At 51.2% G+C, this 11,844-nt stretch carries 9 protein-coding genes; 7 read left to right on the top strand and 2 right to left on the bottom strand.

Annotated elements, in window-relative coordinates:
* Positions 1 to 288 precede the first annotated feature (288 nt).
* Positions 289 to 1,287: a glyceraldehyde-3-phosphate dehydrogenase gene (gapA, locus tag PSSD_RS03830; RefSeq protein WP_039335472.1), complete on the top strand. Its 999-nt coding sequence runs from the start codon at positions 289 to 291 to the stop codon at positions 1,285 to 1,287.
* Between the two features lie 74 nt (positions 1,288 to 1,361).
* Positions 1,362 to 2,237: a D-hexose-6-phosphate mutarotase gene (locus tag PSSD_RS03835; protein WP_058969533.1), complete on the top strand. Its 876-nt coding sequence runs from the start codon at positions 1,362 to 1,364 to the stop codon at positions 2,235 to 2,237.
* 23 nt (positions 2,238 to 2,260) lie between these two features.
* On the opposite strand, the gene PSSD_RS03840 is transcribed toward PSSD_RS03835, so the two are convergent.
* Positions 2,261 to 3,109: an aldo/keto reductase gene (locus PSSD_RS03840; protein ID WP_058969536.1), complete on the bottom strand. Its 849-nt coding sequence runs from the start codon at positions 3,107 to 3,109 to the stop codon at positions 2,261 to 2,263.
* Positions 3,110 to 3,192: 83 nt separating this feature from the next.
* Complete coding sequence (locus PSSD_RS03845) at positions 3,193 to 3,942, bottom strand: MipA/OmpV family protein (RefSeq protein ID WP_039335463.1); 750 nt, start codon at positions 3,940 to 3,942, stop codon at positions 3,193 to 3,195.
* 407 nt (positions 3,943 to 4,349) lie between these two features.
* Here PSSD_RS03845 and yeaG point away from each other — a divergent pair, with 407 nt between their 5' ends.
* From yeaG to wbaP, 5 genes are all read left to right on the top strand, one after another.
* Positions 4,350 to 6,284, top strand: coding sequence for a protein kinase YeaG (gene yeaG, locus PSSD_RS03850; RefSeq protein WP_039335460.1), 1,935 nt, complete (start codon positions 4,350 to 4,352; stop codon positions 6,282 to 6,284).
* 89 nt (positions 6,285 to 6,373) lie between these two features.
* Positions 6,374 to 7,651 carry a YeaH/YhbH family protein gene (locus tag PSSD_RS03855; RefSeq protein ID WP_039335458.1) on the top strand — a complete coding sequence of 426 codons (1,278 nt, stop codon included), beginning with the start codon at positions 6,374 to 6,376 and terminating at the stop codon, positions 7,649 to 7,651.
* 232 nt (positions 7,652 to 7,883) lie between these two features.
* A complete protein-coding gene (locus PSSD_RS03860; RefSeq protein ID WP_058969538.1) occupies positions 7,884 to 9,611 on the top strand; it encodes a potassium/proton antiporter in 1,728 nt (575 codons plus the stop codon).
* A 77-nt stretch (positions 9,612 to 9,688) separates the two neighbouring features.
* Complete coding sequence (locus tag PSSD_RS03865) at positions 9,689 to 9,922, top strand: DUF1480 family protein (RefSeq protein WP_058969540.1); 234 nt, start codon at positions 9,689 to 9,691, stop codon at positions 9,920 to 9,922.
* Between the two features lie 377 nt (positions 9,923 to 10,299).
* Positions 10,300 to 11,766 carry an undecaprenyl-phosphate galactose phosphotransferase WbaP gene (gene wbaP, locus PSSD_RS03870; RefSeq protein ID WP_058969542.1) on the top strand — a complete coding sequence of 489 codons (1,467 nt, stop codon included), beginning with the start codon at positions 10,300 to 10,302 and terminating at the stop codon, positions 11,764 to 11,766.
* Positions 11,767 to 11,844: the final 78 nt, after the last annotated feature.

Raw genomic sequence — 11,844 nt, forward strand, 5'->3', positions numbered from 1 at the left:
CGAACAACATCTTCATGGTCTTTTTTCGTGCGAACCCATTCGACACGACTGCCACAGCGCAAAATTGTGACGTCGATCACCCTTTGCAAAAGTCATCCCTTTTCGGTCGGTATTCGGCGTAACATAGGCGCGCAATAAGGGTGCTGCGTAAGCGATTGCGCAACGAATTATTCCTGGCGTTGGAATTGACCTGTCGCAACAATTGACACGATTCCGCTTGACGCCTGGTAAGGTTTTTGTAATTTTACAGCCAACCTTTTATTCACTAACAAATAGCTGGTGGAATATATGACTATCAAAGTAGGTATCAACGGTTTTGGCCGTATCGGTCGCATCGTTTTCCGTGCTGCACAGCAGCGTTCTGACATCGAAATCGTTGCAATCAACGACCTGCTCGACGCGGATTACATGGCTTATATGCTGAAGTATGACTCTACGCACGGTCGTTTCGACGGCACCGTAGAAGTTAAAGACGGCGCGCTGATTGTTAATGGCAAGAAAATCCGTGTTACCGCTGAGAAAGACCCGGCTAACCTGAAATGGGATGAAGTGGGTGTTGACGTTGTTGCTGAAGCGACCGGTATCTTCCTGACCGACGAAACCGCTCGTAAACACATTCAGGCTGGCGCGAAGAAAGTTGTTCTGACTGGTCCATCTAAAGATGCGACCCCAATGTTTGTTCGCGGTGCAAACTTCGACAAATACCAAGGTCAGGATATCGTTTCTAACGCATCTTGCACCACTAACTGCCTGGCTCCACTGGCTAAAGTTATCAACGATCACTTCGGTATCGTTGAAGGCCTGATGACCACCGTTCACGCAACTACCGCAACGCAGAAAACTGTTGATGGCCCGTCTCACAAAGACTGGCGCGGCGGCCGTGGCGCAGCTCAGAACATCATCCCTTCATCTACCGGTGCTGCGAAAGCAGTTGGCGTGGTTCTGCCAGAGCTGAACGGTAAACTGACTGGTATGGCGTTCCGCGTTCCTACCCCGAACGTGTCTGTTGTTGACCTGACTGTTCGTCTGGAAAAACCAGCAACTTACAAAGAAATCTGTGCCGTTATCAAAGCTGAATCTGAAGGCAAGATGAAAGGCGTTCTGGGTTACATCGAAGACGACGTCGTATCTACCGACTTCAACGGCGAAACCCTGACTTCAGTATTCGATGCTAAAGCCGGTATCGCACTGAACGACAACTTCGTGAAACTGGTTTCATGGTACGACAACGAAACTGGCTACTCACACAAAGTTCTGGATCTGATTGCACTGGTTGCTGCTAAGTAAGCAACTGGCGAAACAGACAAGGGGTGACTTCGGTCGCCCCTTTTTTTTCATTTGGAAGAAGAGAAGGTCTGACGATGCAAGATAAAATTTATGCTTTGCCGGTGGTGAATCAGATCACCCCTTACCTGTCACAGCGCCAACTGGGTGACTTGCCGATTGTGGTGATCAGCCATCCTAAGGTGCGTGCCGCCATCGCACTGCAAGGCGCTCATCTGCTCTCCTGGCAACCGAGTGGGCAGCAACCGGTAATCTGGCTCAGTGAGAAGACGCCCTTCACTACGGGCAAGGCAATTCGCGGTGGCGTACCTGTCTGCTGGCCGTGGTTTGGCCCGGCTGGCGAACCTGCGCATGGCTTTGCACGTAATCAGCCATGGACACTCACCGCGCACGATGAGAACGAAGATGCGGTGATGCTGACCTTCACGCTGGAGAGTAATGCCCAGACCAAAAAGCTCTGGCCGCACGATTTCACCCTGCTCGCCCGCTTCCGTATCGCCGAACACTGCGAAATAGAGCTTGAAGCCTGGGGCGATTATGAAGCCACCGCCGCGCTGCATACCTACTTCCAGATTGCTGACATCGCGCAGGTTGAAGTGAGTGGCTTAGGCAATAGTTACATTGATAAAGTGAACGCAAATACCTTGGGCAGTTCAGCGGATGGTAAACAAACCTATCCCGACCGCGTGGATCGTATTCACACCGCTGCAGAAGATTGCAGCGTGATCCACGATAAAGGCGGCAAGCGTCAAATCGAAGTGTATCATCACTATCAAAGTGACGTTGTCACCTGGAATCCGGGCCCGGAACTGTCATGCAGCATGGCGGATATGCCGAACGAAGGCTACAAAACCATGGTTTGCGTGGAGACGGCGCGCATTAATAAGCCGATGAAAAGCGCCGGTGAATCCCCTGCACGTCTCGGTACCACGCTGCGCGTGCGTAACAAATAAGTCTTTGCGGCGCACTCGCGCCGCTACACCACATCCAATCCGGTCCTGTGCTGCGGTGCCGGAAACGCCCGGTCGATAATCGTCAACTCCTCTGCCGTTAACGTAACGTTCAGGGCGGCGGCATTTTCCGTCACATGCTTGATGCTGCTGGCTTTAGGAATCGCGATAATACCCTGGTCGCGAATAACCCATGCCAACAGCAATTGCGCCACACTGATGCCCCTCTGTTGTGCAATCTGCTGGAGATGCGGCTCATCAAACAGGGACTGGCGTAAGCGTCCCGCTTGTGCCAGCGGGCAATAGGCCATAATCGGCACGCTGCGTTGCTGACAAGTTGGTAACAGATCATATTCAATGCCACGAGATGCCAGATGATAAAGCACCTGATTGGTTAAGCAGCCCTCTCCGCCCGCTTCACCCCACAACTCTTGCATATCTTCGGTATCGAAGTTCGACACGCCCCAATGGCGAATTTTACCCTGCTGTTGCAGCATCTCCATGGCGCGCACCGTCTCTTCCAGCGGCACATTGCCGCGCCAGTGCAGCAGGTAGAGATCAAGGTAATCGGTCTGCAAGCGCCGCAAACTGCGTTCACAGGCGTCAATGGCATCGATTTCACCTGCGTTCCACGGATAGACCTTTGACACCAACCAGGCTTGCTCGCGGCGCCCGCGCAATGCCTCACCCACAATCTCCTCTGCGCCGCCTTCTGCGTACATCTCGGCGGTATCAATCAGTTTGAGGCCAAGATCCAAACCCGCCTGCAGTGCGCCGACTTCGGCATTGCGTTGCGCAGCATTTTCGCCCATGTACCAGGTGCCTTGTCCAATAGCAGGTAAAGGTGATTCATCACGAAACTGAATGGTTTTCATTACGCCTCCGGTTGCGCCATTTGTGGGCGCTGTATTGGTGCAATGTAAAAAAACGCCTCTTGGCGAGGCGTTTATTCAAATCATCAGAAGCTGTAGCTAATGCCGGTCCAGACCGTGAACTGCCCGCTTTTGTCGACCATTGGGCTGTCTTTGATTTCACTGTCAAATCGGGTATAGCGCCCCGAGAAACTGGCGTTCCAGCTATCACTGATCTGATAGCTGGCATTCATTTCAACATAAGGCGACCAACTGTCATCGGGTTGATACTGCGCAATGCCCGTTCTGGCGCTCTCATGCGATGAAACACCATAGTAATAACGGTTCTGATTGGCGCTGTTCCACATCGCACCGATACCCGGCGTCAGGCTAAATGCGCCAAAATCGAAGCGATACAGATAGGTAAGATCCCAAATCATCCCATTGCTGTTATTCAACACATCACCGAGCAATGCGGTGCGCACGATGCCCCAGTCAGCAACATGACGATAACTGGCACCCGCCATCAGGGTCATGCGGCGCTTGTCCAGCGCTTTCATATCGCCCAGATCGTTGTCTTTCGGATCGTATTGCTGCGGTGAGCCCAGCACTGTTAGAGACAGCTGGTTCTGCGGGTCTTTCCACAGGTAGTAACCGCCTTGCAGACTGCGGAACCAGAAGTTTTCGCCCTCGTAGTTGATGACAGGAATCGGCAGATAACGGTCTTGTCCTCCACGGTAAGGCGATTGGGCATAAATAACCGAGGCACCAAGAGATAAGGGTTCTGCATGAGTGCTGAACGCCGCAAAATAACAAGGAACAGCGAGAGCAAGCGCTTTAAGTTTGAAATGGTTCACAATTTATTCAGTCCATAAATATAACAATCACACGCAGAGTCTAACCAATTTTTTGCTTTGGGTTAATGTTAAATCAGGGATGTTTATCACCCCAGCGGAATTGTCTGAGGCATTTCATCAGCCAGCACGTACCAACGGATTGCCTTAGCGCTTATGAGACTTTGTTATTGATATATCGCTAAATAAGGTGAAAAGTGGCTGCAGGTTTTCTGAATGCCTTCTACAGTTAAAAGTAAGACGAGACTTTTAGTTCGAGCAGAGTAACCATAAGAATTGTGTATCCCGATAAAAAAACGTCAGGTTGGCATAAGGGTTGCTGTACTCAATAAAGAATATCTTCCGGGAGCTGCAAACGTATCTAATTTCGCTCCTTTACCTGTGCTAAAAACGAAAGGACGGGCATCGCTATGAATATATTCGATCACTATCGTCAGCGCTATGAAGCTGCCAAGGACGAAGAGTTCACACTGCAGGAGTTCCTTGCTGTCTGTAAGCAGGATCGCAGTGCATACGCCAACGCTGCAGAACGACTATTGATGGCTATCGGTGAGCCAGTAATGGTTGATACGGCGCAAGAGCCACGCCTTTCCAGAATCTTCTCTAACCGCGTCATGGGGCGTTATCCCGCCTTCGAAGAGTTTTATGGTATGGAGGAAGCGATTGAACAGATCGTCTCTTACCTGAAACATGCTGCGCAAGGCCTGGAAGAGAAGAAACAAATCCTCTATTTACTGGGACCGGTCGGTGGCGGTAAGTCGTCCCTCGCCGAGCGCTTGAAAGCGTTAATGCAGCGCGTTCCGATTTACGTGCTGAGTGCCGAAGGCGAACGTAGCCCGGTGAATGATCACCCACTTTGCCTGTTCAACCCGCAGGAAGATGCCAATATTCTGGAAAAAGAGTATGGCGTACCGCGGCGTTACCTGGGCACCATCATGTCTCCGTGGGCCGCGAAACGCCTGCATGACTTTGGTGGCGATATCACCCGTTTCAAAGTGGTGAAGGTCTGGCCTTCTATTCTGGAACAGGTCGCCATTGCCAAAACGGAACCGGGTGATGAGAACAACCAGGATATCTCTGCGCTGGTCGGTAAAGTCGACATCCGTAAACTGGAAAACCACGCGCAAAACGATCCGGATGCTTACGGCTACTCTGGCGCACTGTGCCGGGCAAACCAAGGCATCATGGAATTTGTTGAGATGTTCAAAGCACCGATTAAAGTGCTGCATCCGCTGCTGACCGCCACTCAGGAAGGTAACTATAACGGTACTGAGGGCATCTCTGCCCTGCCGTTTAATGGCATCATCCTGGCGCACTCCAACGAATCTGAGTGGGTGACGTTCCGCAATAATAAGAACAACGAAGCCTTCCTTGACCGCGTATACATCGTCAAAGTGCCGTACTGCTTACGCGTGTCGGAAGAGATCAAAATTTATGACAAGCTGCTTAATCACAGTGAGTTGACCACCGCACCTTGCGCCCCAGGCACGCTGGAAACCCTGGCACGCTTCTCGATCCTGTCACGCCTGAAAGATCCGGAAAACTCCAGCATCTATTCCAAAATGCGGGTGTATGACGGTGAGAGCCTGAAAGATACCGACCCGAAAGCGAAATCCTGGCAGGAGTATCATGACTACGCGGGGGTGGATGAGGGTATGAACGGTCTGTCGACCCGTTTTGCCTTTAAGATTCTGTCGCGCGTCTTTAACTTTGACCACGCTGAAGTGGCCGCCAACCCGGTACACCTGTTCTACGTGCTGGAGCAACAGATTGAGCGTGAGCAGTTCCCGCAGGATCTGGCTGAGAAGTACCTTGAGCACCTGAAAGGCTATCTGATCCCGAAATATGCCGAGTTTATTGGTAAAGAGATTCAGACGGCTTATCTGGAATCTTACTCTGAATATGGTCAGAACATCTTTGACCGCTATGTCACCTACGCTGATTTCTGGATTCAGGATCAAGAGTATCGCGATCCCGATACCGGACAGCTGTTTGACCGCGAATCACTGAACGCCGAGCTGGAAAAGATCGAGAAACCTGCCGGGATCAGTAACCCGAAAGATTTCCGTAACGAGATCGTCAACTTTGTGCTGCGTGCTCGTGCGCAGAATAGTGGACGTAATCCAAACTGGACCAGTTACGAAAAACTGCGCACGGTCATTGAGAAGAAAATGTTCTCAAATACCGAAGAGCTGCTGCCGGTGATTTCGTTCAATACCAAGACCTCAACGGACGAACAGAAAAAACACGATGATTTTGTCGACCGCATGATGGAGAAAGGCTATACCCGCAAGCAGGTGCGCCTGCTGTGTGAATGGTATCTGCGCGTGCGTAAATCGTCATAATCTTACCTGTAAGCTATGCGGCGCTGCGGCGCCGTAACAGGAGGCCGGAATATTCCGGCCTGGCTTGCGCTGTAGTTTGGGGGAGTTTTATGGCCTATTTCATCGATCGGCGTCTGAACGGTAAAAACAAAAGCGCCGTCAATCGGCAGCGCTTTCTGCGCCGTTACAAGTCGCAAATCAAGCAGTCGATCTCCGAGGCCATCAACAAGCGTTCGGTCACCGACGTGGAGAGCGGCGAATCGGTCTCGATTCCTATTGATGACATCAATGAGCCGATTTTCCACCAGGGGCGCGGCGGCAGTCGCCATCGTGTTCACCCTGGGAACGACCATTTTGTGCAGAATGACCGCATTGAACGTCCGCAAGGTGGCGGTGGCGGTGGAGGCAGTGGTCAAGGCAATGCCAGCCAGGACGGTGAAGGCCAGGACGAATTTGTCTTCCAGATATCGAAAGATGAGTATCTTGACCTGCTGTTTGAAGACCTGGCCCTGCCGAATCTGAAGAAAAATCAGCATCGGCAGCTGAATGAATACAAAACACACCGTGCTGGCTTCACCTCGAATGGAGTACCCGCCAACATCAGTGTGGTGCGCTCACTGCAAAACTCACTGGCACGCCGCACGGCGATGACCGCCGGTAAGCGTCGTATGCTGCATGAGCTGGAAGCCACGTTGACTGAAGTAGAAAACAGTGAGCCGGCGCAATTGCTGGAAGAAGAGCGACTGCGCAAAGAAATTGCCGAGTTGCGTGCGCGTATTGAGCGGGTGCCGTTTATTGACACCTTTGATCTGCGCTATAAAAACTTTGAAAAACGGCCGGAACCCTCCAGCCAGGCAGTGATGTTCTGCTTGATGGACGTATCCGGGTCGATGGACCAAGCCACCAAAGACATGGCCAAGCGTTTTTATATTCTGCTCTATCTGTTCCTGAGCCGAACCTATAAAAATGTCGAGGTGGTTTACATCCGTCACCACACGCAGGCGAAAGAGGTGGATGAGCAAGAGTTCTTCTACTCGCAGGAAACCGGCGGCACCATCGTGTCCAGTGCGCTGAAGCTGATGGATGAGGTGGTGAAAGAGCGCTACGACCCAGCACAGTGGAATATTTACGCGGCGCAGGCGTCAGATGGCGATAACTGGGCGGACGATTCTCCCCTGTGCCACGAGATCCTCGCCAAGCATATTTTGCCGGTAGTACGTTATTACAGCTATATCGAAATCACCCGACGTGCACATCAAACGCTATGGCGTGAGTATGAACATCTGCAGGCGATGTTCGATAACTTCGCGATTCAGCACATCCGTGAGCCCGAAGACATCTATCCGGTATTTAGAGAACTTTTCCACAAACAGGTTGCTGAAGCCTGATATCCGAGCCGGTCACTGACCGGCTTTTTCTTTTCCGCGCCCGCTCTCATTTACCTGAAACTCCCGCTGATTTTTCACACAAACTTAACCATCTATGGGATAGTGCTCGTTAGATTGAAAAAATGTTGAATTAAGCGCTGACAAGCTATTGATAAGGCATTATCTTTTCAGCTTGTCTGTGTGATTATCCCCGCAGTTTGTTTTATCCGTCCGTTAGCGCAGGAGAACGCCGTTGAATGCCAGCATGATTTACAGTTTGTTCATTATTGGTTCCGTGCTGGTTGCAGCAAGTATTCTTCTGAGTTCGTTCTCATCTCGCCTTGGCATCCCGATTTTGGTGATATTCCTCGCGCTTGGCATGCTGGCGGGTGTTGACGGTATCGGCGGCATCGCCTTTGATAATTATCCCGTGGCCTACCTGGTCTCCAACCTTGCGCTGGCCATCATTCTGTTGGATGGCGGCATGCGGACCAAAGCCAGTTCGTTCAAGGTCGCTCTGGGTCCAGCGTTGTCATTAGCCACCGTTGGCGTGATGATCACCGCGGGCTTAACCGGTGTGGCGGCTGCCTGGCTGTTCAAGCTCGATCTAATGCAAGGTTTCCTGATTGGCGCGATTATTGGCTCGACCGACGCCGCAGCCGTATTTTCGCTGCTGGGTGATAAAGGGCTTAATGAGCGTGTCAGCTCAACGCTGGAAATTGAATCAGGCAGTAACGATCCGATGGCTGTGTTCCTCACCATCACACTGATCGACATGATTCAGCAGGGCCAGACCGGTTTAAGCTGGATGTTTGTGGTGCACCTGGTGCAGCAGTTTGGTCTTGGCATTGTGCTGGGATTGGGCGGCGGCTGGGCACTGCAGCAGTTAATTAACCGCATTAATCTGGCACAGGGTTTATATCCTCTGCTGGCCGTCAGCGGCGGCATCATTGTATTTGCATTGACCACGGTGATGGAAGGCAGCGGCATTCTGGCTGTTTACCTTTGTGGCTTCCTGTTAGGCAACAGTCCCATACGTAACCGTCACGGCATTCTGCAAACCTTCGATGGCATGGCATGGCTCAGCCAGATTGGCATGTTTATCGTGCTCGGTTTGTTGGTCACCCCTTCTGATTTGTGGCACATCGCGCTGCCCGCGATGATTCTGTCACTGTGGCTGATTCTGGTGGCGCGCCCGCTTTCCATTCTGGTCGGTCTGCTGCCATTCAAAGGGTTTACCGGACGTGAGCGTATCTTCATCAGTTGGGTGGGGTTACGCGGCGCGGTGCCGATCATCCTTGCGGTGTTCCCGATGATGGCGGGCATGGAAAATTCCAAGCTCTACTTCAACATCGCCTTCTTCGTGGTGTTAGTTTCATTAATGCTGCAGGGCACGTCTCTCGGTTATGCCGCTAAACGCGCCAAAGTCGTGGTGCCACCCACTGCTTCGCCGATTAGCCGTGTGGGGCTGGATATTCACCCGGAAAACCCGTGGGAGCAGTTTGTCTATCAGCTTGGTGCAGACAAGTGGTGTGTCGGTGCGGCGCTGCGTGACCTGCAGATGCCACGCGAGACACGCATCGCTGCGCTATTCCGTGACAATGCACTGATGCATCCGAATGGCAGCACGCGTCTTAAGGAGGGGGATGTGTTGTGCGTTATTGGTCGCGAGCGTGATTTACCCGCATTAGGCAAAATGTTTAGTCAGTCACCGCCTATAGCCCTCGACCAACGCTTCTTCGGGGACTTCATTCTGGATGCCGAGGCACGATTGCGCGATGTGGCGCAGATTTATGGTTTAGAGTTAGACGAAGAGACCAACGATCAGCAATCACTCGGCCAACTCGTTATGGGGTTACTTGGCAGTACGCCGGTGGTGGGTGACCAGGTGGAGTGGAATCAACTGACCTGGACCGTTGCCGAAAAAGAAGATAACCAAATCGTTAAAATTGGTGTGCGCGTTATGGAAGACAAAGAGTAATCCGAAGCGCTTTGGCCCCCAAACTGCACGTGAGCGACTATGATCACTATTCCACCCAGCATAAACGGGAGAATAGGATGGGACACGTGGTAAAGATTGGTCGTTACGAGATCGTTGATGCAGAACTGAATGCTGAAAATTTAGAGACCGTCAGCATTCCCTGCAATACCAACCCCGGCCTGAGTTACCAACTCGACGGCTGGGATCATGACACCAGTGTGCCGGCGTGGATTGATGGCGAACCCATCGATCTGGCGATCGGACACTATGACAAGCAGCAAGACCGCTGGGTATTAAAAAAACCTGCCTGATTTTTCCATACCGCCATCCGCTTCGTATGGCGGTCATTCCTAAAAGCAGTCTTAAAATGAAGCGTGCTATCGTCGGATTTTTTACTTTTAACCTTATAATTCAATTCGCTAGCTCATAATTTCTTTAGTCATTTATTTCCTTTTCAGACTATTTCCATATTAACTCTGTCAAATAACTCCTGCATACTCTTAAACGTTGCTGCAGCTTTTTGTGACGCAATTCACGTCTCAAACGGTCCTTTCGGTGCAGCGCTTGTGGCAGTTTTGATTCATATCGCGCTGAAAAATAAATTCTTTCCTGTTTCAGCGGACCACACCTGAGCGCGTACTTGATTCTGGTCAGGCCATCTTTTACTTAAGAAAAGAGAGCAGGTTTTATGGCAAGTACATTGGTAATGAATAATGCAACCCGCTCATGGAGCGGACTGCGTAAAAATCTCATCGCGAAAGTCGCTTTAAGTTTCTCAGATTTAATTGCATTAAATTTGGCATTGTTCTTATCTGCTGCCACCGTTCAGGGTATTTGGGGAGAACTGGACACCTTTATTCCGCCGCAGCAAATCGAATACCGCTTTATCGCACAACTCGGGCTATCGGTTCTTTGCACCGCCTGGTTCTGGGTGCGTATGCGTCATTACACTTACCGCAAACCCTTCTGGTTCGAGTTGAAAGAAATTGTTAAAACCCTGTTCGTGTTCTCACTGCTGGATTTGGCACTGATCGCCTTCTCCAAATGGGATTTCTCGCGCATGGTGTGGGTGTTTAGCTGGACTTACGCTCTGTTGCTGTTGCCACTGATGCGTGCCGTGGTGAAACGCGCCATAAACCGTGCGGGTCAATGGCAGAAAGAAACCATCATTATTGGTTCGGGTAAAAATGCCATGGAAGCTTACGCTGCGTTGCAGAGTGAAGAGATCCTTGGCTATAACGTGCAGGCGTTCATTTCACTGGAAGATGAAAACCGTCCTGACACTGTTAACGGCGTGCCGGTGATTACCTGGAAAGATATCAACTGGCAGACCATGGATCGTGACAACACGCAATTTATCGTCGCTACTGAATTTGAACAGCAAGTGGTGCGCGATAAATGGCTGAAGTTCCTTTCCAAAATGAAATGCCGTTCAATTTCCGTTATCCCTACTCTGCGCGGCGTGCCCCTGTACGGCACGGATATGTCCTTCATCTTTAGCCATGAAGTGATGATACTGCGCGTCAGCAACAACCTGGCAAAGCGCTCATCTCGTTTCCTCAAGCGTGCCTTCGATATTGTGGTGGCATCCCTGTTGCTGCTGTTCCTGGCTCCGGTATTCGGCCTGCTGTGCGCCATGGTGAAACGCGATGGGGGAAATGCGATTTATGGTCATGAACGTGTTGGACAGGATGGCAAGAAATTTAAATGCCTGAAATTCCGCTCAATGGTCACCAACTCGCAAGAAGTGCTGCAAAATCTGCTGGCGACCAGCGAGGAAGCACGTGCGGAATGGGATCGGGATTTCAAACTGAAGAACGACCCGCGCATCACCAAAATTGGCGGCTTCTTACGTAAAACCAGCATGGATGAACTGCCGCAACTGTGGAATGTGATTCGCGGCGAAATGAGTCTGGTCGGTCCGCGTCCGGTGATTGAAGCTGAACTGGAACGCTATGCAGGTGATGTGGATTATTACCTGATGGCAAAACCGGGCATGACCGGCCTGTGGCAGGTTAGTGGACGTAACGATATTGACTACGATACCCGCGTCTATTTCGACTCCTGGTATGTGAAAAACTGGGCACTGTGGACTGATATCGCCATTCTGTTTAAAACGGCTGGCGTAGTATTGCGTCGCGACGGCGCTTACTAATCCCCTAAAGGCGATGTCTGTGCGCGACCGGCAGACATCGTTTTTTTATTCCTTCCCTTTTCTCTGCTAACTCTTTAC

Origin of the sequence: Type-D symbiont of Plautia stali, from assembly GCF_001485335.1 — a bacterium.
In the GTDB taxonomy this organism is placed as follows: Bacteria; Pseudomonadota; Gammaproteobacteria; order Enterobacterales; family Enterobacteriaceae; genus Pantoea; species Pantoea vagans_C.